The organism is Exiguobacterium aurantiacum DSM 6208 (genome assembly GCF_000702585.1).
GTDB classification, from domain to species: domain Bacteria; phylum Bacillota; class Bacilli; order Exiguobacteriales; family Exiguobacteriaceae; genus Exiguobacterium; species Exiguobacterium aurantiacum.
The window spans coordinates 36365-57749 of sequence record NZ_JNIQ01000002.1; the positions used below are offsets into that span (position 1 = coordinate 36365).

General features: G+C 43.7%; 20 protein-coding genes, 3 pseudogenes and 1 riboswitch. Of the genes and pseudogenes, 4 read left to right on the forward strand and 19 right to left on the reverse strand.

All coding sequences use genetic code 11. The features are described 5' to 3' along the window. Nucleotides 1-5: 5 nt before the first annotated feature. The 8 genes from P398_RS0115550 to P398_RS16725 all read right to left on the reverse strand — a co-directional run bounded on the left by P398_RS0115550 (nt 6) and on the right by P398_RS16725 (nt 7322). Nucleotides 6-686 (reverse strand): CadD family cadmium resistance transporter, encoded by a 681-nt coding sequence (locus P398_RS0115550; protein ID WP_029336146.1) that lies wholly within the window; start codon nt 684-686, stop codon nt 6-8. A gap of 59 nt (nt 687-745) precedes the next feature. Then, a complete protein-coding gene (locus tag P398_RS0115555; protein ID WP_235263535.1) occupies nt 746-1510 on the reverse strand; it encodes a ZIP family metal transporter in 765 nt (254 codons plus the stop codon). Between the two features lie 59 nt (nt 1511-1569). Beyond that, nucleotides 1570-2979, reverse strand: a complete 1410-nt coding sequence (gene lpdA, locus P398_RS0115560; RefSeq protein ID WP_029336149.1) for a dihydrolipoyl dehydrogenase — start codon at nt 2977-2979, stop codon at nt 1570-1572. Nucleotides 2980-3195: 216 nt separating this feature from the next. Continuing rightward, nucleotides 3196-5367 carry a heavy metal translocating P-type ATPase gene (locus P398_RS0115565; protein ID WP_029336151.1) on the reverse strand — a complete coding sequence of 724 codons (2172 nt, stop codon included), beginning with the start codon at nt 5365-5367 and terminating at the stop codon, nt 3196-3198. Further along, nucleotides 5360-5728 carry a Cd(II)-sensing metalloregulatory transcriptional repressor CadC gene (cadC, locus tag P398_RS0115570; protein ID WP_003322301.1) on the reverse strand — a complete coding sequence of 123 codons (369 nt, stop codon included), beginning with the start codon at nt 5726-5728 and terminating at the stop codon, nt 5360-5362. Before cadC ends, P398_RS0115565 begins: the two co-directional genes overlap by 8 nt. Nucleotides 5729-6721: 993 nt before the next feature. After that, nucleotides 6722-6886: a hypothetical protein gene (locus tag P398_RS0115575; protein ID WP_235263542.1), complete on the reverse strand. Its 165-nt coding sequence runs from the start codon at nt 6884-6886 to the stop codon at nt 6722-6724. A gap of 17 nt (nt 6887-6903) precedes the next feature. Then, a complete protein-coding gene (locus tag P398_RS16235; protein WP_051638972.1) occupies nt 6904-7209 on the reverse strand; it encodes a PRD domain-containing protein in 306 nt (101 codons plus the stop codon). Continuing rightward, entirely contained in the window at nt 7206-7322 is a 117-nt protein-coding gene (locus P398_RS16725) for a CAT RNA binding domain-containing protein (protein WP_081828354.1), read from the reverse strand. Before P398_RS16725 ends, P398_RS16235 begins: the two co-directional genes overlap by 4 nt. Nucleotides 7323-7702: 380 nt before the next feature. Here P398_RS16725 and P398_RS0115585 point away from each other — a divergent pair, with 380 nt between their 5' ends. Beyond that, nucleotides 7703-7981, forward strand: a complete 279-nt coding sequence (locus P398_RS0115585; protein WP_029336155.1) for a DUF1905 domain-containing protein — start codon at nt 7703-7705, stop codon at nt 7979-7981. A 533-nt stretch (nt 7982-8514) separates the two neighbouring features. Here the strand turns inward: P398_RS0115585 and P398_RS0115590 are convergent. Together P398_RS0115590 and copZ are read right to left on the reverse strand one after the other, a co-directional pair. After that, entirely contained in the window at nt 8515-10653 is a 2139-nt protein-coding gene (locus P398_RS0115590; protein ID WP_029336156.1) for a heavy metal translocating P-type ATPase, read from the reverse strand. A 137-nt stretch (nt 10654-10790) separates the two neighbouring features. Continuing rightward, nucleotides 10791-10994, reverse strand: a complete 204-nt coding sequence (gene copZ, locus P398_RS0115595) for a copper chaperone CopZ (protein WP_029336157.1) — start codon at nt 10992-10994, stop codon at nt 10791-10793. A 272-nt stretch (nt 10995-11266) separates the two neighbouring features. On the opposite strand from copZ, the gene P398_RS16730 reads away from it, so the two are divergent. Next, nucleotides 11267-11599 carry a four-helix bundle copper-binding protein gene (locus P398_RS16730; protein ID WP_081828355.1) on the forward strand — a complete coding sequence of 111 codons (333 nt, stop codon included), beginning with the start codon at nt 11267-11269 and terminating at the stop codon, nt 11597-11599. A gap of 74 nt (nt 11600-11673) precedes the next feature. Here the strand turns inward: P398_RS16730 and P398_RS16735 are convergent. From P398_RS16735 to P398_RS16750, 9 genes and pseudogenes are all read right to left on the reverse strand, one after another. Further along, nucleotides 11674-13244 (reverse strand): IS3 family transposase gene (locus P398_RS16735; RefSeq protein ID WP_115336706.1). Its coding sequence is split into 2 segments (ribosomal slippage): nt 11674-12605 and nt 12605-13244, totalling 1572 coding nucleotides; the frame shifts between segments, so codons are not numbered across the junction. A gap of 102 nt (nt 13245-13346) precedes the next feature. Then, the gene (locus tag P398_RS0115610; protein ID WP_029336158.1) at nt 13347-14024 is read right to left on the reverse strand and encodes a response regulator transcription factor; all 678 of its coding nucleotides are present in this window, start codon (nt 14022-14024) and stop codon (nt 13347-13349) included. Beyond that, nucleotides 14002-14169, reverse strand: a pseudogene (locus P398_RS16740) (ATP-binding protein); the annotation flags it as partial. The pseudogene P398_RS16740 and the gene P398_RS0115610, both read right to left, overlap by 23 nt. 19 nt (nt 14170-14188) lie before the next feature. Next, nucleotides 14189-15309, reverse strand: a protein-coding gene (locus P398_RS0115615; protein WP_115336730.1) for an IS3 family transposase whose coding sequence is annotated in 2 segments (ribosomal slippage) — nt 14189-15060 and nt 15060-15309 — 1122 coding nt in all. Because the reading frame shifts where the segments join, the coding sequence is not laid out codon by codon here. A gap of 81 nt (nt 15310-15390) precedes the next feature. Beyond that, a pseudogene (locus tag P398_RS16240) lies at nt 15391-15885 on the reverse strand (LLM class flavin-dependent oxidoreductase); the annotation flags it as partial. Nucleotides 15886-15954: 69 nt separating this feature from the next. Next, a complete protein-coding gene (locus P398_RS0115630) occupies nt 15955-16707 on the reverse strand; it encodes a 3-oxoacyl-ACP reductase (RefSeq protein WP_029336160.1) in 753 nt (250 codons plus the stop codon). 166 nt (nt 16708-16873) lie between these two features. Next, a protein-coding gene (locus tag P398_RS0115635; RefSeq protein WP_115336678.1) for an IS3 family transposase occupies nt 16874-17994 on the reverse strand; the annotation gives its coding sequence in 2 pieces (ribosomal slippage) (nt 16874-17745 and nt 17745-17994; 1122 coding nt in all). Nucleotides 17995-18125: 131 nt separating this feature from the next. Next, nucleotides 18126-18341 carry a hydroxyethylthiazole kinase gene (locus P398_RS16745; protein WP_081828358.1) on the reverse strand — a complete coding sequence of 72 codons (216 nt, stop codon included), beginning with the start codon at nt 18339-18341 and terminating at the stop codon, nt 18126-18128. A gap of 131 nt (nt 18342-18472) precedes the next feature. Beyond that, a riboswitch (TPP riboswitch) is annotated at nt 18473-18574 on the reverse strand. A 268-nt stretch (nt 18575-18842) separates the two neighbouring features. After that, nucleotides 18843-19031: pseudogene (locus P398_RS16750) on the reverse strand (cytochrome c biogenesis CcdA family protein); the annotation flags it as partial. 279 nt (nt 19032-19310) lie between these two features. Between P398_RS16750 and P398_RS0115645 the strand changes: the two are divergent. Both P398_RS0115645 and P398_RS0115650 read left to right on the forward strand, forming a co-directional pair. After that, nucleotides 19311-20432, forward strand: coding sequence for an ISL3 family transposase (locus P398_RS0115645; protein ID WP_235263469.1), 1122 nt, complete (start codon nt 19311-19313; stop codon nt 20430-20432). Between the two features lie 197 nt (nt 20433-20629). Then, the gene (locus P398_RS0115650; RefSeq protein WP_029336161.1) at nt 20630-21349 is read left to right on the forward strand and encodes a peptidoglycan DD-metalloendopeptidase family protein; all 720 of its coding nucleotides are present in this window, start codon (nt 20630-20632) and stop codon (nt 21347-21349) included. Nucleotides 21350-21385: the final 36 nt, after the last annotated feature.

The following is a 21385-nucleotide window of genomic DNA, read 5'->3' on the forward strand; positions in this document are numbered from 1 at the left end:
ATTTTTTAATAATTTATTAAACTCAAAAGGGCACTAAACGTTTCGTTCTCTGCCATGATGTATACCCCTAATCCAACAAAGACTATAGGGATAATCCATCTTCCGTATTTCTCCAAAACTTCAGAAACATGTCTGAAGGAAGCTAAACGATATCCTACAAAACACCAGACAGCAACCATTATAAAGAAGATAATAACCGTAATTACCAGTTCATTCACACTTAAAGTTGTAAAATAAGGCACATAGATGCCGATATTGTCCCCGCCATTAGCGAATGTGATGAAGGCTACACTCATAAATAGTTTGTTAAATCTCCCTGAGTTTAAACTGGAGAGGATCGCACCTTCATCTTCATCTTCACCCTTAATAAACAGTTTAATCCCTAAATAGATCGGAATTAAACCAAGCAATCCAACCCATTTTTCTGGAATCAACATGACGCCAAAAGTTCCCAAAAGACTGATCAAAACCAGCAAGGCAAAACCTAAGTATTGCCCAATGACTATATCTTTAGGGTAGATCCGGTTACTCTTTGTCTGCGCGTTCATCTTTAAACCGCCAGTCGCTCTAGCCTGTGCATTTGCCTGAGAGAACAGCAGCATCAAAACAAAAATATCATCAATATTGGTTACTAAGAAAGCCCCAATTGCGGAAATAATAGTCAAAGCCACTTTTATCAACTCCATGGTAAGTTATTAAAACATTCACACGTATGTTTGAATGTTATGAATAGGTTCTCCCCTGCTTAGTGTAAATATACGGGAAGTAGCTCCCCTATCCAGTGAAGAGCAAAATATAGCAATATCCCTACAAAAAAGAAAAGAATAACGACTCTGTCTTCAGTGGCACTAACAACAGGCAGCAAGTCAACGGTAGATATGTATAGAAATATTCCTGCTGTAATGGAAAGAGCTATCGCGAGGATGCTGCTATCTACCATAAAAAATTGTGTTAGAGACACGGCTGCGATCGCGCCTGTTATCGTTGATAGACCCAATAAGAAAGATGCTCCTATCGCCTTCTTCTTGCTTTCAAAGCTTGCAAATACGATGGAAGAAATCGTTAAACCATCCGGAATTTTATGTATTAATACAGCAATCAATACAACAAATCCTATTCTCTCGTCTATTTTGAAACTGGCTACAATAGAGACACCATCAAAAAACGTGTGAACCAGCATGCCCAATAAAGCACTAAAGGTTGTGCTTTGAGAATGAGAATGTTTATGAGTCTCTTCTCCGAAATGAAAATGGGGTGCAAGAAACTGCTGGAACAAAAAGATCAAACCAAATCCAATAACAATATATAGGGCACTGGATTCCTGAATTTCTAATGCTTCTGGTATTAAATCCATAATCGCAATAGCGAAAAGTATCCCGGCGCTCAGCGCCATTAAGCCATTTAAGCCCCTTCTAGACCAATTTTTTTTAAGAAAGATCACAAAGCCACCCAGGACATTTGCGAAAGCCGCAGTTAGGACGTAAAACAAAATGTCCATTAATTCCCCCACTCCATTAAATGAAAAGTTTAACCTGCACTTATGAAAAGTGCAGGTCTGCTGCATTCACATTATTTCTTTTTATTCAGCATGTGAATGGCGTGCCCCATCACACCTTCCGCCGCTTCCATCAATGGCTCAGGCAACGTTGGATGGGCATGGATTGTAAGGCTTAGATCTTCGGCAGTTGCTCCAGATTCAATGGCAAAAACTGCTTCAGCAATAAGCGACGATACTTCTGGTCCTACCATCTGTGCGCCTAACACCCTTTTGCTGTTCTTCTCGGCTACAATCTGCACAAAGCCATCTGCATCTGAAACAGATAATGCCCTTCCGTTCGCTTGGAATGGAAAACGGCTGGAAACCGTTTCGTATCCCTGTTCTTTTGCTTCTTTCTCTGTTAATCCTGTGTAGGCAACTTCAGGATCACTGAAGATAACAAAAGGCATGGCTTGAAAATCAATGATGCTGTTTTGTCCGCTAATCACTTCTGCAGCTACTTTTCCTTCGTAGCTAGCTTTATGGGCAAGGAGGTATCCGCCAGCACAGTCACCTATTGCATAAACATGCTCCACGTTTGTCTGGCATTTCTCATTTATCTTAATAAAACCACGCTCGTCTAATTCTACTCCGATATTTTCCAACCCAATTTTCCCTGTGTTCGGCTTTCTTCCTATAGAAACTAAGCAATAATCTCCGTTAACCACTTCCTCCTTGCCATCAACCTGTACACGAACTTTTACTTCATCCCCTGTGTTTTCTCCGCCTTGGACCAGAGCATTGGTTACAACTGTGATACCTAGTTCTTTTAGATGCCGTTTTACCACATTTGTAAGCATAGGATCGGTACCTGGAAGAATCGTGTTGGACCCTTCGAGAATGGTCACTTTTGATCCGAATTTGGCATAAGCAGTGCCCAGCTCCAAACCAATATAACCACCGCCTACCACAACTAAATGTTTTGGTACTTCCTGCAGCACCAATGCCTCAGTGGAAGAAATGATTCTTTTTTTATCAAATGGCATACTTTTTAGTTCGAAAGGCAAAGATCCTATCGCAAGGATTAAATCTTTGTAGGAATATACTTGTTCTTCGTTATTCATTTTGATTTTAGCCGTATAGGGTTTAGTAAGATAGGCTTCTCCACTGATTACCTCTACTCCATTGCCTTTCAGTAAGGTCTTAACCCCGCTGGTTAACTTATTCACGATGCCGTCTTTCCACTTTACTACTTCCGGCATATCTACTTGAACTTCACCAGAAACCTTGATGCCCATTGCACTGGCGTGTTGAATATGTTTTACCCGCTCAGACGCACTAATAAGAGCTTTTGATGGGATACACCCCCGGTTAAGGCAAACGCCCCCTAGTTCTGCTTTATCTACCAGAACCACTTTTTTCCCCAACTGGGCCGCCCGTATGGCCGCCACATAACCTCCAGATCCTGCTCCTATTACTAACAAATCGACATCTTTTGTCATTTTAGCTTCCTCCTCCGGTGATTTCAGAATGAAATAAACGAACGGTCTTTCACGAAAAAACAGAACCGTTTTCGTGCAATATGTAATCCTAAAACTGCTGTGAACCAACCTGTAACGTATACCCGTTTTTAATCATTTTTAATGTAACTAACCCCCAAATTTCTATACATGGTAAGAAAAAGGGCTTTCCAGACAACCAGAAAGCCCTTTTCCCTTTTATTCCTTGACCCGCATAAGCCGCATACTATTTAACGCTACCAGAAGAGTTGCCCCCATGTCTGAAAGGATGGCAATCCAAAGTGTTAACCAGCCCGGTATGACCAATAGCAAGGCAATAAATTTAATGGCAATTGCAAAGGTGATGTTAGCTTTGATGATATTTAGGGATTTACGGCTTAGTTTCACAGTGAATGGAAGTTTTCTTAAATCATCTCCCATTAAAGCAACGTCTGCCGTTTCCAGTGCTGTATCTGTACCAGCTCCACCCATTGCAATCCCAACTGTTGAGGCCGCCAATGCAGGTGCATCATTGACCCCATCTCCTACCATTGCTACGTTGCCATACTCGGATCTCAATTGTTTAATATAGTTTAATTTGTCCTCTGGCATCAGTTCTGCCTGAATATCCGATACGCCAACATGGCCGCCGATCGCATTCGCGGTACCTTGGTTATCGCCTGTAAGCATAATGGTCTTTTTGATGCCAAGTTGATGCAATTTCTGAATAACGTCTTTACTTGATTCACGTACTTCATCCGCTACCGCAATCACAGCAAGTATTTCTTTTTCAGTTCCGACCACCATAGCTGTCTTGCCTTGGTTTTGAAGAGTAGTAACATTTTGCTCTAAGTCTTTATCGAAATCATTAGTCAATAATTCCTTAAAGAGTTTCGGGCTACCGATGTAATAAGTCGTCCCGTTTACGATACCCTTTATACCCTTTCCTGTGATAGAAGAGAAATCCTCTACCTGTACGTCAGAATAATTAATGTTCTCCGCTTCTGCTTTTTTCATGATGGCTGAAGCAAGAGGATGCTGGGAACGATATTCTAATGCAGTAATGATGGACAGCAATTCTTTTTCATTTGCCTGCTTGTTCAACACATTAAAATCAGTTACCACTGGGACACCTTTTGTTAGTGTGCCCGTTTTATCAAATGCAATGGCCTTTAAGGCACCCATTTCTTCTAGATAAATACCGCCTTTTATAAGAACGCCCTTTTTCGCTGCATTCCCGATTGCTGAAACAATGGAAATCGGAGTGGAAATAACCAATGCACAAGGACAGCCGACAACAAGAACAGCTAATCCTTGATAAATCCATGTTTCCCAACTGCCATCAAAGAATAATGGAGGGACTATAGCAACTAATGCTGCAATGATCATAATAATCGGTGTGTAATATTTTGCGAATTTATCAACAAATGCTTGCGAAGGAGCACGTTCCCCTTGTGCTTCCTCTACAAGATGAATAATTTTAGAAATTGTTGTATCTTCTACAAGTTTCGTTATTTCTACTTCAAGTAATCCTTCTTCATTTAAGGTACCTGCAAACACTTCATCATCAACCGTTTTCGCAACAGGAACAGACTCGCCCGTAATGGCCGCCTGGTTAACAGCCGAATAGCCGCTTACTACAGTCCCGTCCATGGCAATCTTCTGGCCGGGTTTCACGATCATAATATCACCAATGGCAATGTCATCCACATGGATCATCATTTCTTGCCCATTTCGTCTAACGAGTGCCTCTTTTGGTGCAATATCCATTAATGAACGAATCGATTGTCTTGCTTTATCCATAGAGAATCGTTCAAGAGCTTCACTGATCGCAAAGAGAATGACAACAATGGCCACTTCTCCCCATTCCCCAATGATAGCACCACCTATAACAGCCACTGTCATAAGGGTTTTCATATCAAATTCAAAACGTAGTAAGTTTTGCAAACCAACTTTAAAAAGTGATAATCCTCCGATAAACATGGATGCTAAAAACAATAAGGTAGTAACAATGTTCTCTTCTCCATTCACATACGAGGAAAGATAACCAAAGGCAATCAATAAGGAAGCATAAAGTAGAGTACTATGCTTTTTATAAAACGGCACTTTATCTTCTTTCGTATCTTCTTTTACCTCTTGTGATGCTTGGCGAGCAGATTTTTCAGGTGTCACTTTGAGATTCTCAAATGCACCTGCTTTTTCTAGTTCTTCTATCGTTGCATTACCATAAACAACAATTTTAGATGCACCAAAATTTACTTTTGCATCCTCAACTCCAGATAGCTGTTTTACATTTTTTTCGAATTTACCCGCGCAGTTTGCGCAAGTAAAACCTTGTACACGATAGGCCTTCATTTCTTGTTCAGATGTTATTGCCTTTTGATCAGACATTGACATTCACTTCTTTCTTATGTTCTAGTACAATCATCATTATTTGTCTAATATGTTCATCGTCTAACGAATAAAACGCTAGTTTTCCTTCTTTTCTATATCTTACAATCCCCTGCTTATGAAGGGTCCTTAAATGATGAGAAGCATTTGCCACCGTAATACCAATAATATTTGCTATATCACACACACATAACTCTTCATCTTGACACAAAGCATAGGTAATCTTTGCCCTATTTTCATCCGCAATTGCTTTTAACATTTGGGCAACACTAACAATATCGATTGTTTTTAAATCACCTTGTATTCGATTGACCTTTTCCTCGTCATAACAAAAAATTTCACAAGTATCTTTCTTATTCACATTATCACCCCATTGATATTCAAGTGTTCACTTGAATATAGTATATACCTTTCCTTGGTTAATATTCAAGTGAATATTTGAATGAAAAACATAAAATGATTTTTCTAATAGTAATTCCCGTTAACGAAGGTTAAACAGATAATTTTGTTCGTTTTTTCACATTATGATAAAAGGGCTATTCCAAGCCCTTTTTATTTGTTTCTAATGTCCAGAAACTCATCTTTTTATCAACTTTTAAATTACTGTATAGACGAACGAAAAATAATTAGTTGCATAATTCGTTATATGTGGCTTCGCTAATCTCGTCATATCCATAGTCACAAAAATATTCGTATGATTCCACTTTCTTCTTGCATCTTCTGTCACAAGTGAATGACAATGATCTTCGACATTTTAAACTCATCTATGACCACGCAGCTGCTCTCGAACCTAAATTTACTACACTTTACGCTTGTGACCCTATTATCAATCGATCGGTGATCCAGTCTTTCAACAACTTCCCCCTCAAAAACGTGAGGCTGCTCTCTTGGCGAGGCTAAGCGACGACCCGGAATTCGTATTGTTTTACACGAGTACACATTCCTGGGTGTGTTGATGCAATGTTCGTTCAGTTTTGGAGGTATCGGACATACTCAAATCTCATTGAACCCATATAGCAATACGTTAAAAGAACTGTTAGAAGAGTCCCGGTTGTTGGAAGAATCTTTGATGAGTTTATCGAGTCCTTCTTAACCTTACGCTCGTACCGCCTAATCTCGATAATTACCTCTCCTGATCAATCTAGATTTTTGTATACAAAAAAATGATATATGGTCATATATAATCAAAAGCGACGACAATACTTTGAGATGTGTATATTTCTAAAGGGACAGAGTGCTTTCCAGACAATCGATTCGACTCCACTTTGATGGATATATAAAAGAGTGTATACATTTCGACGTCGAAACGTGTACACTCTCTTTTGTTGTCGAGTCATGGCATGTCGTGACTCAATCATGTATATTTTTGTATGTACATCGCATCATCTGCGACCAAAATCAGTGTCTCTAGTGAGTCCCCGTCTGTCGGATAAGCAGCTTCTCCAATTGAAGCATCGAGCGTCACCGGCACATCTCCGATTGAGAGCTCGTATTTAAATGTCGCTTTCTTGAAGTCCAAAGGATAAGGCGAAAGGATCACGAACTCATCTCCGCCGATGCGACCGAGTACTCTTTCGCATACAACTGCTTAATTTCCCACTCTAACGCAGAACGGAAGTTCATCCCTTTTCGCGCACGTTCGACCGCAAAATTAATGTGATCACCTAGTCCAAGGAGAGCCATGTTGTTGACCGTATTCCCTACTTCAGTTTCATAAAGTTGGAGAATATCGCCGGCCAATTCGATGTCCTTCACATCGATTCGTTGTAGAAGTGCTTCCAGCTCATGCACAGATGCCTGTTGTTCTAGTACAAACTTTTGTGTGATTTTGACATCTCTCAAGGTGTCTCCCTCTCGAATACCGAACCAATGCCACTTCCAGTCACTATTTCTTCAACATTATTATCATTTTCAATCAAAACGACATTATTGTTAAAAACTTTCACAACTTTCATATTAGGTCCCTCTCTTTTAGGTGCTTGTCCACACAAAAAGGCATAACCTAAAAAAAGCGGTACACTCAGAATAACGTGTGCAAGCTCTTAGGTTATGCCTGAATAAACAGTTACGTTCCATCGACTACAAGATAGCATGTGACCGAAAGCGCTATCAACGACTTTTTTCGTAGTTCGACGTTTTGATCAATTTATCTGAATTGAGCCCTGTTTTATGCACAGTTTAAGCATGCATGTTAAGCACTCGTTTGAATGTGGCTACCTAATGAAACTTCTGCTTTCCATGTCCATCTTTCAGGATACAATGCGATTTTCAGCAGCGACAGATACCGCTAGCTCTTGATTCTTGATAAACTTAATGAGAAATGAGATGACTTATAATGATTAAAATAATTGACAATCAGAAACTCGAATTACAATACAAAAAGGGATTTGGAGCATGGACATATCACATTAGACTTCCTGGAACAGCCGGTATTAAAGGGAAATGGGGATACCTAAAAGTATCTGGGACCATTGATGATTTTGAAATAAAAAACATTAATTTAGCTCCAAGAAAAAATGAAGACAAGATTATCTCCATCAATCATGAAATCAGAGATGCGATCGGTAAAAGTGGTGGGGATATGGTGATGGTCACTTTATATCTGCATGATTAGCTGACTAAACAGATAAGTAGATTGAATTCCTAGGTTAGACAAAAAATCCGAAAATCCCTCCTCTGACGGTTAATCTTATGTTTTTATCCTATTTATAGGGTTTACTGAACCGATATAATCTTTCGTGACATCATTTATTTAGGGGAAAGAACCTGGAGGACGCTTATTTCTCCAGCACCTCGTTAAAGATTTTCATTGAACATCTGCAGCTGGTTGTGCTTTTTGTTTATAACACTGCCGTTAAAACCCTTAACTGCTCTTCACTAGCTTCATAAAAGCCGTTCGTAAAAGTACACTTTTACAGTCAAACGAGGAAGACGGACGCTAATCAGCATCCGTCTTCCTCTTTATATTTTGCTATTGTAATTACTACCGATAATTCCTCATATGTTAACTATAAAAATATATTTAATTATCCAAAGTCTTCAAACCTCCGTTTGACTTTAACCTAATACAAAACTGTGCCCCCAAGGTTAAAGAAAATTCAACTTTTGGGAGGCAGCACTTTTCGTGTACGACAATTAAACACGGTGTTAAACAGCTCTATTTCTTAGTTTCAATGTCATCGCATTGATAGCCACGATAACCGTGGACACGGACATCAGAACTGCTCCTGCGGCAGGAGCCAACGTAATCCCAATGGAGGCTAGAACACCCGCCGCTATGGGAATGGCAATAAAGTTATAACCGGCTCCCCACACGAGGTTCTGTTTCATTTTACTGGTTGTTTTATTGGCCAATTCGATAAAGGATTCAATATCGCCTGGATCTGACTGAGTCAAAATCACATCAGCGGAATCGATGGCGACTTGAGTTCCGGCACCGACTGCTATCCCAACGTCTGCTATTGCAAGGGATGGTGCATCGTTGACGCCATCGCCGACCATGATAACCGTTTGTCCATTATTTTTCAGTGATTCCACTAAATGATATTTATCTTGCGGTGATTGATTGGCTCTGTATTCAATGCCCAGTTCCTCTGCTACTCCTTGGGCAGCCGTTTCATTGTCACCTGTAGCCATAATCGGTTTTATATTGTAATGCTTCAATGCCTGTATCAGCGTTCTGCTCGTTTCTTTCAATTCATCGCCTAATGCGACCGTACCGATCGGATTCCCGTCCTCAACTAGTATACTTAATGTTGCCCCTTTGGGAACATCCACCGCTACATCTCTTCCAAGTGCCTTTTGGCTGATCAATTCGTATTTGCGGCCATTGGCGTTTCCTTCTATACCCGCACCCGACACAACATCAATCGAATCAAAGTGGACAGGCTGAATCCCTTGTTTCTCAGCGTATTGGACGATTGACTGGGCGATTGGGTGGCTGGACCCGCCTTCAATCCCTGCCATTAACGCCGCGATTTCGGCTTCGGTATGTTGACCATCCAGTGTTTCCATGTTCAAAACTTTAAATTCGCCAGTAGTCAATGTACCCGTTTTATCCAGTATCATTACATCAGCCTTAGTTGCCAGCTCCAATGCTTCGCGGTCTTTCACCAACAGCCCGCGGCTTGCACCTAAACTGGTGCTTCGTGCAATAACCAGCGGAATGGCAAGGCCGAGAGCGTGTGGACATGCAATGACTAATGTCGTAACCGTAAAAAGAACAGCGGTTTGAATGTCAGCAATGTACAGCCAAACGACAAAAGCGAGGAAAGCCGCCACAATGGCGATATAAAACAGCCAGCCGGCTACTTTTTGAGCCAGATTTTCAGCTCTTGAAGGTTGATCCTGCGCCTGGCTTATCAGGGTTTGTACTTGGGAAATGAACGATTGGTCGCCGGTTTCCTGTACTTCAAGATATAAGATGCCTGCACCGTTCGTGGAACCGCCGATCACTTTGTCTCCGGCTCCTTTTTCAATGGGTTTAGATTCCCCCGTCAGCAAAGCTTCATTGATCCGCGAGGTGCCTCTTTTGATGATGCCATCGGCAGGGACGTTTTCTCCGGCCTGAACCCGTACAAGGTCTCCGACTTTCAGCTCATTTACGGGACGCGTCTCGATCGAATCATCTTCCAATACCACATGTGCATCTTTCGGCACCAATTCGGCGAGCGATTTTTGCGCGTCTCCTGCTTCTCCGATAGCCTTCATTTCGATCCAGTGTCCAAGGAGCATGATCAACAGCAAGGACGCGAATTCAAAGAAGAAATCCATGATGTGATCGCCGGTTACGTAGCGTGCCAGCACGGCGTAAATGCTGTACAAATAGGAAACGGATATCCCTAATGAAATAAGGGCCATCATGCCCGGTGCTTTTTCCTTAAATTCAGCGATTGCACCTTGATAGAAGGGTTTTCCGCCATAAACCAATAAGATAGTTGCTAATACAGCGACCACAATATCCGAGTATGGAAAAGTAAATTGGAAAGGAAGCCGAACGTCCATCATCGGCGACAATAATAGAATGACAATGCCCAAGGGCAGCGACTTCAGGAAAATTTCTTTGAAATTCCCATGATGGTGATGTCCATGGTCACTATGATCGTGGCCACCATGATTGTGATGGGCATGATCATCATGAATTTTGGCAGGATTGCTGTCGTCTTGAATGCCTTCTTTCACTTGGTCTTCATGGTACGAATGCCCAACATGTTTGGAATGATCCATTTTACTGTGATCTACCTGTTCGTCTTGATGGTGGTGATGGTCTTTATCATTTTTAGCCATTCAGTGCGCCTCCTCCAAACTAGTGGTTCTTATCCTATTTAACCCTATTTACATTCTTAACATTCACAAAGTTCTTGACGAATATACCACGCGGGGGTATATTTCATTTAAAAGTAAAGTGTGCTGTGAAAGCACCCTTATACGACGTCATACCCTTGTTCTTCAATCGCTTTCTGAATTTCGTTTAATGATGTCTTGGCAGTATCATAGTCTACTGCCACTTCGCCTTTTTTAAGATCAACTGTCACAGATGAAATCCCTTCGAGTTCACCGACGCCCGTTTCAACCGAGTTTGCACAGTGGCCGCAGGACATACCTTGTACTTTTAATGTTTCAATCATTATTATTCCTCCTAAAGTAATATTTCCTTAAACTTAACATACCCCGATAGGGTATATCAAGTGTTTAGTATCATTTTACTTTATCGCTGTTTCCATGACTCTAATTTAGAAGTTCACAATGACCCCCCAAAAAAACCGCACCATTGATTTTAATATTTGATTACTTGTCTATAAAATGTGCAGTTTCTATGGAGTTTCGGTATTTCTGTTTAGTTTGGAAAGGAGAGGGAAATCCAGTAAATGAAGCAAAAATAAGAAATGGAGGTTTTAACTTGGCTCATGAACAACATCAGGAATTGATTCGGGCATTACATGATTGTGCAGCGGAATGTAACCATTGTTTTGACGCTTGTCTGCAGGAAGACGATGTGAAGATGCTAGCACAGTGCATTCGATTAGACCGGGAATGCGCGGACATTTGTGCATTTTTGGAACATGCCATTACTCACAATTCACCGTTCGTTTCCGAACTGGCAGCCGTTTGCGCAACCATTTGCGAAGCTTGCGCAGAGGAATGTGAGAAGCACGCCGATCATCATGAACATTGCAGACGCTGTGCGGAAGCTTGCCGTAGATGTGCAGAAGCTTGCCGTAACGCCGCATAACCTTACTCAAAAAGGCCCGTCGGAAATATGAACTGCTCCCTGTCAAGTAGACAGGGCAAATAATGAAAACCAGCCTAGGCGGCTTGAGTCCTGTATTCGACAGGGCTCAAGCCGTTTAGTCGTTTCTGGAAACGATCATGGTTGTAGAACGATATGTAGGCCTCGATGGCTGATGTGAGTTCGCTGTAGGCCTGGAACTCACGCAAATAGTACATCTCGACTTTCAGGGTACCCCAAAAACCCTCAATCGGGGCGTTGTCGAGACAACGTCCGACCCGGGACATGCTGTGGGTCAGCCCCGCGTCTTCCACCATGCGTTTGAACCCTCTCGAGGTATATTGGAACCCTCGGTCGCTATGGATCATCGGACTCGCTCCTGAACGGAGCCCCGCGATGGCTGGGATCATCGTCTGGAAGACGAGCGCGTTGTTGTTGGATTTCCCGATGCGATAGGCGACGATCGAGCCGTCATAGAGGTCGATGATCGCGCTCAGATACGCCTTCTTCCCGGCGCCATATTTGAACTCGGTGACGTCGGTGCACCACTTCTCGTCCGGTCGGGACGCGCTGAATTCCCGGTTCATCAGGTTCTCGGCCACATGTTGCGGTGACGATTTCTTATGCCGCTTTCGTTTCTGGCGGATGACCGAACGGATCTCATGGATGCGCATGAGACGATAGATCCGCTTCTCATTGTATGCCGGCAGGCCATGTTGACGTCGTCTGCGGTTGATTGTCATGGTGAGCCGTCGATAGCCGTAGGTCCCGTTCACCTGGTCATAGAGGAGACGGATGTCCTCCAGTAAGCCCAAGTTCTCCTCCTCGCGTACCGAGACGGTACGCTTCAACCATTTGTAGTAGGCGGCCCGTGAGACCTGCGCGATTTCACACAGGAGCACGACCGGGAACGTGTCGGTCGTCGACATTTCCTCGATCGCCATGTAACGTAATTGTAGCCGGATTTGGCTGATCAACCTCTCCTCTCGATCTCCTCTAACTTTTTTAGGAACAGGTTCTCGGCCCGCAGGCGCTCGTTCTCCCGCTCGATCTGTTGGATGCGACGTTCGAGCTTCTCTTCGTTGGTCAGTTCCTCTTCTTGCTTCGTCCGTCCGCGCCGGTCCTCGAGCCCGTGCACGCCGTCGGCGTCATATTTTTTCGTCCAGCCGTAGACCTGGTGGTACGACACGGCGAATATCTCGGCCGTCTGTTGATAGTTCCGTCCATTGTCCAGGCAATACCTGACGATCTCCATGCGTTCCTCGAATGTGGTCTTTCTCCCTTTTGTCATAGCTCGATCCATCCCTTTTCTCGAATCTGTTAACTCGCTATGACTAGTATACTTCTTGATCCACCGATATAGAACCGAACGACTACTGATTTGATGTCTGGAGAGGACTTCCACCATGGTGACCCCATCGAGATAGTCACGTACGGCCGCTATTTTCTGTTCCTTTGTGTACAGTTTCCATGTCCTCGACTCCTTCAAGGCGTCGATTCCGCCGGTCTCGAATTTCACTTTCCACACCCGGAGGGTATGCTCAGAGACGTCATGGGCCTCCTCGATTTCCTTCCACGTATATGTTTCTTCTTCCATCATCCGTAGTGCACTCAGTTTTTGTTCGATTGAATGCCGACTTCTCGCCATAAAAAACACTCCCCAATCAGATAAACAGATTTGTTATTTCATCTGTCTACCTATTGGGGAGCATATCAATATTTTCCGACGGACCTTTTCTTTTATCAAGCATCATTCTGCTTCATGGATCCATTTGTAGCCGATTCCCCAAACCGTGAGAAAATGATCATCGACCGGAAAACCGGACTGGCGGATTTTTTCCCGAACATTTCGCACATGCGAATCGATGGTCCGCCCTTCCGTCTCTGAGTCGAATCCCCAAATTAACTGGATCAGCTGCTCCCTCGTAAACACTTTGTCGGCATTCTTCATCAGGTGGCCCACCATCAGAAATTCTTTTGGCGTCAATTTGATGATATGTTTGCCGTACGTAAGTTCAAACCGGTCTTTGTCCCACACCAAACCGTCCACTTCAATGGTATTTTTCGGAGTTCTCCTGCGAAGCAGCGCCCCCATCCGGGCCAGCAACTCATCTTCATTAAACGGCTTTGTGATGTAATCATCCGCCCCGATATTCAATCCCTTAACAATATCCTCCTGTTGTTCCCGCGCCGTCAGCATAATGATTGGCACATCCGAAAATTTCCGGATTTCGCGGCACAGTTCCCAGCCATCCATTTCCGGCATCATGATATCCAGTAAGACGAGATCGAAAGGTTCCGATTCCAAATAGTCGAAGGCTTCATGAGCTCCCAGTGCTTTTTTACAGAGGCACTGATGCGGCTTCAAATATAAAGCCACTAAATCCAGCATTCGTTGTTCATCATCAACCAACAGCACTTTCTGCAAGCGAATCCCCCCTTTTCAATTCTATCAGGACGGTTGTCCCTTGTCCGTACTCACTTTGAAGCGTCATGAGACCACCGTGCGATTCGACGATTTCTTTCGCAATCGCCAGGCCAAGACCGCTTCCTCCGTACTGTCTGGATCTGGATTGGATTGTCAACACTTAACTAGACATTTTTTAAGAGGTCTCTTTTTTTATATTCTTTCGGTGTCAGGTAACCTAATGTCCCATGGATTCTGATGTGATTGAACCAATGTATGTAATCACGTAATTCACGGTCGAGAACCGTCAGATTCAGGAAAGTCTGCTTCTTGACGAACTCGATTTTGAGAACCTTGTACGTCGCCTCTGACACTGCGTTGTCGTAAGGACACCCCTTGTCACTGAGCGAACGACGGATCCCGAAGCTGCGCAACGTGTCGCTCACGAGTTTGTTGTTGAATTCGCTCCCACGGTCGGTGTGAAACATGCCTACCCGACGGAGATCAGCTGGAATTGTTGCGATCGCCCGGGCCACCAGGTCCGCATCCTTGCGTTCGCCGACGCTATGTCCGATGATTTCCCGATTGAACAGGTCGACAAATACACAGACATAGTTCCATTTGTTTTGGACCCTGACGTATGTCAAATCGCTCACGATGACCGACAGTTCCTTTTCCTGACGGAACTCACGATTCAGCTCGTTTTTCACCGTGGACTCGTTAGGATTGCTTCGTTTCGGTTTGAATTGTGCGACGGTGTAGGAGGACACGAGCCCCTGCTCATTCATGATGCGTCCGATGCGTCGGCGTGACACACGCTTCCCTATACGCTGTAGCTCGACCTTGATCTTGCGCGTCCCATAATTGTCACGACTGCGGCGGAAGATCTCGATGACATCACCGGTCACATCGTCGACCGCCGGTCGCCTCTTGGATTCGTAGTAGAAGGTACTTCTTGACAGTTTCAGGACTTTACACATTGCTGATACCGAGTATTTGTGCATATTGTTCTTGATGACAGTTACTTTCGTCCTATGATCAGCGTGGCTTGCTTTAAAATGTCATTCTCCATCTCGAGTTGCCTCACTTGCTTGCGCAGGTCACGGAGTTCACGGGCCTCGTCGCTCAGGTTGTCCTCTGCCTTGAACGAACCGGTCGCACGGCTCTGGTTGATCCAACGTCCCAGTGCTGATGGTGTCAAATCGTACTCGCGAACGATATCGATCCTCGGCTTCCCGTTAAGATAGAGCTGGACGACCTGTTCTTTGAATTCATCTGTGTAAACGCGGTGCGCTCTCTTTGTCATGTTTGATGTTCTCCTCATGTTCATAATTTGTTTCAGTCTAATCGACCTCTTCATTTATGTCCAATTGAGTGTAGCCCATCCAAGTTTATGCATCAATTCTGCGAATTCATCTGCCTTCTTATACCTCTCTTCATGGGATGGAAGACTCTCCATGCCGTGATTCCATGCTTCTTCATCTCTCATAGACGTCACTAGGTTCCAACCCACTCTTCCATTTGTAATATGTTCTAGGCTCAACAACTGTCTTGAGGCTGTAAAAGGATTTGAAAAAGTACTCGAGATGGTTGAGACGAGCCCTACATATTTTGTCACCTGAGAAATAGCTGTCAAATTGATTAATGGGTCGAACCAAAATGCCGGTATTTCATTTGGTTCTTGTGCCAGGAAAGATTGACTGTCTGCGAAGAAGACAGCGTCAAAGCATCCTTTTTCAGCTAACTGCGCCAAGGATTGATAATATTCTATCTCCCCTACCCGGTTAACACTTGAGTTCGGCATCAACCACGCAGCCTGATGATGTCCACACCCATAAACCAAAACCCCTATATTAAGTTGATTCTTTTGAATAACCGTCATTACTCTTCCCCCTAAGACTAGACCAATATATTATGCCTTCCTATCTTACATATGGAGGTAATAATACATTTAGTTCATCGTTAGTCCACCATCTACTGTGAAATTTTGCCCTGTGATACCTTCCGCCTCTTTAGATGACAGATAAACGACCAAATGGGCCACCTGTTCCGGAGTTGTCACTTTTCTCAAAGGTGTAGAATTAGCAATCAGTTCAAAGACCTCTTGAGACGTTACTGAACTGGCATCAGTCACTTTCAACAAACCACCTGATACGACATTTGCTTTAATTCCGTATTGTCCCAGTTCAGAGGCTATATTGCGTGTAAAACCTATAAGTCCTGCTTTTGCGGTTGTATACTCGTGGTAGGGGACAACTGGATTTTGGTAGAGATTCGTACCAATACTGATGATACTTCCGTTTTGTCTCTCCATGAATTGGGGTAAGACACTTTGAATCGCATTGAAGGCCCCTTTTAATGTTCCATCCAGCTGTCTTTGATAATCTTTCCATGAAAGATCTATAAAAGACTTTTGCTGTATCGGATCGAATTTGAAGTCTACCAATGCATTATTGACCACCACATCAATTTGACCAAAATAGTTGGTCGCCACTTTCACCATCTCATCCACTTCTTGGCGATTTGTCACATCAGCGTATAGAGCTATAGCATTTTGTTCACCGAGCTCCGAAACAAGTCCTTCTGCCTTCTCTTTACTTTTGTAATAGTTAATCACTACATTAAACCCTTTTTCAACTAAAGCTTTTGCTATCGTAGCACCAAGACCCTTGCTACTTCCTGTCACCAAAACTGTTCTTTTCACGTCACCACTCCTATACTTTTAGTTGCAATCGCAAGTACAAATCAAAAAGTGAAAGATATTACCCCTGCACTGCCTTTAGTCTTTCCAATAAATCTAATTCTTCCGTACCAACTTTAAATGAATGTCTTTCTGAATAGTACTATCGGTTTGGATTGTCAACACTTAACTAGACATTTTTTAAGAGGTCTCTTTTTTTATATTCTTTCGGTGTCAGGTAACCTAATGTCCCATGGATTCTGATGTGATTGAACCAATGTATGTAATCACGTAATTCACGGTCGAGAACTGTCAGATTCGGGAAAGTCTGCTTCTTGACGAACTCGATTTTGAGGACCTTGTACGTCGCCTCTGACACTGCGTTGTCGTAAGGACAGCCCTTGTCACTGAGCGAACGACGGATCCCGAAGCTGCGCAACGTGTCGCTCACGAGTTTGTTGTTGAATTCGCTCCCACGGTCGGTGTGAAACATGCCTACCCGACGGAGATCAGCTGGAATTGTTGCGATCGCCCGGGCCACCAGGTCCGCATCCTTGCGTTCGCCGACGCTATGTCCGATGATTTCCCGATTGAACAGATCGACAAATACACATACATAGTTCCATTTGTTTTGGACCCTGACGTACGTCAAATCACTCACGATGACCGACAGTTCCTTTTCCTGACGGAACTCACGATTCAGCTCGTTTTTCACCGTGGACTCGTTAGGATTGCTTCGTTTCGGTTTGAATTGTGCGACGGTGTAGGAGGACACGAGTCCCTGCTCATTCATGATGCGTCCGATGCGTCGGCGTGACACACGCTTCCCTAGACGCTGTAGCTCGACCTTGATCTTGCGCGTCCCATAATTGTCACGACTGCGACGGAAGATCTCGATGACATCACCGGTCACGTCGTCGACCGCCGGTCGCCTCTTGGATTCGTAGTAGAAGGTACTTCTTGACAGTTTCAGGACTTTACACATTGCTGATACCGAGTATTTGTGCATATTGTTCTTGATGACAGTTACTTTCGTCCTATGATCAGCGTGGCTTGCTTTAAAATGTCATTCTCCATCTCGAGTTGCCTCACTTGCTTGCGCAGGTCACGGAGTTCACGGGCCTCGTCGCTCAGGTTGTCCTCTGCCTTGAACGAACCGGTCGCACGGCTCTGGTTGATCCAACGTCCCAGTGCTGATGGTGTCAAATCGTACTCGCGAACGATATCGATCCTCGGCTTCCCGTTAAGATAGAGCTGGACGACCTGTTCTTTGAATTCATCTGTGTAAACGCGGTGCGCTCTCTTTGTCATGTTTGATGTTCTCCTCATGTTCATAATTTGTTTCAGTCTAATCGACCTCTTCATTTATGTCCAATTGAGTGTAGCCCATCCAGTTTACTGTTTAGGTAGAACCGACAAAGAATGTCGTTCAAACCTTTTCCCTAAAACCCAGGCGAGTAGAGCTCCACTAATGAAGCCAGCAGTCCTGTTCCAATCACCTCACTACCGGCTGCCATTATTCTCCTCTGTGTATACTTGTACAGTAGTCCTGCAAATGAGCAACCTACAGCGAGCAATCCATTAGCTTGAAAATTTGCAAAGATCTGATTTGTAATACAATGTACAATTGGCGCTCTTTCACGAGCAGAGAGTTGCATGAGTATCCCTCCGCACTCGGTTGCTTTTTTAAACTGTTGTACAATGATCCATGCCTATTACCCCTTTCTTGAACGCAAAAAACCGCCTCCTGAAGATAGGAGGCGGCGAAAGACCAGTTTAATAGAAAGTATAAAAGGTTCGCACACTTCCCTCCGCTGGTATGACCCAGATCAGGTTCAAAGGGTCCGGACTCTTGTCCGTCTCAGCCAATTCGGCTCCCCTAGTGTATTTAGGTATTTTGTTTTCACGACCACTATAACAAATCCTAATTTTTATGTAAAGCCTGGTATCTACTGTCTACAGAGGTTGTGCAGGAAGTAAACCTTGTCTTACGAGTGTTTCGTACTAGATGTTTTAATTATAAGATACCTATTAGCTTGTATGATATTTTAAATGAGCTCTGATTTATAGGAATTGCTCTTCTTATTTTTCCCCCTCCCTAAAACCACACGAGGCCTTCACCGAGGAAGTGTTGCGCTTAATTTGACAAACCGTCCTATAAAAAAATCAGCCAAGTATGACGTTGAAAAACCCATCACTAAAAATACGCTCGAAAATCCAAGTAGGAAAACTAATGTATGGGGAACTCCATTCCAGTTCCACTTTTCATTTTCTTTTAACTCTCTAACTGAAACCCCTGTAATGTAAGATAAAAAAACGGGATATAAAGCCAGACAACATGGCGAAATGAAAGATTACAACCCTGCCCCAAAAGCTAACAAAAAAGATAATTCCATCAAATTCCTCCTACACACAAAAAATAAATCTATTTTTTGGAATATTTATGGCTCATCACCATAAGGTGTGGTTGACACATAAAATCCATCGGATTTTGAATTGAACATAGAAAAAAAGCGAAAACCCCGGTATCGTAATTGTTGCTTAGACAAACCACGATTGGAGTTTTCGCTTTGTCCCAACAGTTTATCAAATTACTTCTTCCACTTCCAGCCCTTTTTCAGATCCAAATGTCGTCAGACGAAGAACCAAACGTTTTTCCGGTCATCCCGGGTCGACATGACATCCCTTGTCCGCTTTGCCAGAGAAAGACCATCCAGCATTCGAAAAAGCGGCGTCGCTTTCGACACGGTCATGCGTGGAACGTCGGTGTACTCTGGATCGAACTGGATGTCCCACGTCAAAGATGCACCTCTTGTGATTTGACGTTCGTGTATGACTACGGTCTCGGGCTCGTCCGCACTTCCACCGAGGTTTTCCGGAAAGGCATCGCAAAACGTTGCCACGGACGGACGATCTCAGATGTCGCACGCGAGTACGGCCTCCCTTATACGACGGTGGAGCGCTGGTTCTATCAGTACGCTTCAGTGGAGACGATGGAGCGTGCAACGCATGTCCTGGTCGACGAGTTCGCCACGAGAAAGGGGCACCACTATGCGACGATTGTCCTCGATGCCAAGAGTGGACAGCTTCTGTCCATTGTCCCGGGCCGGGACGTGGCAGCCATCACGGCAGCACTTCAAGACATATCCGGGGATATCCGTTCTGTCGTCAGTGATTTTGCACCGGCGATGGCGAAGGCCATCAACCATGTCTTCCCGGAGGCAGAACATGTGCTGGACCGGTTCCACCTCGTCCAGTTCTTCACGGACGCTCTTCGCCGACGGCGTCGTTTTTTGAACGAGGCAAGACGCCATCACCACGTTCGCGTGATCGATCGTTCGCTCGCGCGTCGCCCGGAAACGCTGACTGGGGAAGACCGGGAGGTCGCCCGTTCCTGTATTCAGGAAGATCCATTCATTCGGAACCTCTATCAAGGGCTCCAGCATATCCGGTATGTGCTGAAGGCGACGTGCGAGATACAGGCGCAACGGCGGCTGACGGACTGGTTGGACCGTTATCAGTTCCATCCGTGCGGGCCCTTAGCGAAGATCGCGAAAGCGATCCGGGTCCGAGAGCAAGCAATGCGCCAGACCATCGTGTCAAGGTTGTCGAACGGGAAGATGGAAGGGACGAACAACAAGATCAAGCTCATCAAACGCCGTGGTTATGGCTATCGAAACCTCGAACGATTCTTTTTAAGATTGCGCCTCGAGATCGGTCGTCAAAATAGCAACCACGAGTTATGGTGATGAGCCATATTTATAAAAAAGAAATGTGTTTAACTTTTATCATAAAATCCGTTTGTGAAAAAACTATGCATTTTTTGATTAAATCTCTTGTCAATTTTTGAAATGAATTTGATATACTTTTTTGTAATATAGTGATGCTATACTCCTTTTAACAAATCGTTCGTCACTGTATCTTTATCTTTAAAGGAGTACAACTAATGAAAAACAAGGTAATACTTATCGCTTCTAGTGTCTTACTCACAACAACTTTTTCGATGCATAGTCCAAAAGTCGAAGCAAGTAGTGCATATAACGTAAAAGTGAAGACAGACGATCTTCGTGTTCGGACTGGTCCTTCTCTCAATCACAAAATTGTCGGCATCACTAACACTGGGCAGACCTTTTCTTATTTAGGAAAAAAAGGAGCTTGGACAAAAGTACTTTACAAAGGAAACACACGGTATATCTATAGTTCTTACCTAAAAAAATATAAGAGCCACGTTGCCAAAAAAACATCATATAATAACTCTCTTTTTGCTTCTCCTACAGAAGGTCGGCTGACCCAAGGATACGGAAACTCTAATGGTGCTTACGGTTATACATTCCATAATGGCGTTGATCTAGCTGCAGCAAAAGGCACACCCGTCTACGCTTCTGCCAGTGGAAAAGTCATTACATCTAAAAACAGCGGTGCATACGGTAAACACGTTATGATTTCACATAGTCTACAGAATCAAAAATACGTAACCGTTTATGCTCATATGAACAGCCTTTCGGTAAAAAATGGTCAGACAGTCTCTAAAGGTATGAAGATTGGAACAGTTGGGAATACAGGAAACTCGTTCGGAAATCATTTGCACTTTGAGATTCATAAAAACAGTTATAAATACAGCAGTTATTCTGCAGCGAATAGTGTCAACCCAATGAACTATTTGTAACCTAAAAAAAAAGAAAAGATTAGACTGACCTAGCTA

Bases quoted from the DNA above. Each gene is read 5' to 3' on its own strand.
- P398_RS0115590 (WP_029336156.1), bottom strand. From the start codon at position 10,653: ATGGCTAAAAATGATAAAGACCATCACCACCATCAAGACGAACAGGTA.
- P398_RS0115645 (WP_235263469.1), top strand. From the start codon at position 19,311: ATGTCGTCAGACGAAGAACCAAACGTTTTTCCGGTCATCCCGGGTCGA.
- copZ (WP_029336157.1), bottom strand. From the start codon at position 10,994: ATGATTGAAACATTAAAAGTACAAGGTATGTCCTGCGGCCACTGTGCA.
- P398_RS0115650 (WP_029336161.1), top strand. From the start codon at position 20,630: ATGAAAAACAAGGTAATACTTATCGCTTCTAGTGTCTTACTCACAACA.
- lpdA (WP_029336149.1), bottom strand. From the start codon at position 2,979: ATGACAAAAGATGTCGATTTGTTAGTAATAGGAGCAGGATCTGGAGGT.
- P398_RS16745 (WP_081828358.1), bottom strand. From the start codon at position 18,341: ATGCAACTCTCTGCTCGTGAAAGAGCGCCAATTGTACATTGTATTACA.
- P398_RS16725 (WP_081828354.1), bottom strand. From the start codon at position 7,322: ATGAAAGTTGTGAAAGTTTTTAACAATAATGTCGTTTTGATTGAAAAT.
- P398_RS0115565 (WP_029336151.1), bottom strand. From the start codon at position 5,367: ATGTCTGATCAAAAGGCAATAACATCTGAACAAGAAATGAAGGCCTAT.
- P398_RS0115550 (WP_029336146.1), bottom strand. From the start codon at position 686: ATGGAGTTGATAAAAGTGGCTTTGACTATTATTTCCGCAATTGGGGCT.
- P398_RS0115585 (WP_029336155.1), top strand. From the start codon at position 7,703: ATGATTAAAATAATTGACAATCAGAAACTCGAATTACAATACAAAAAG.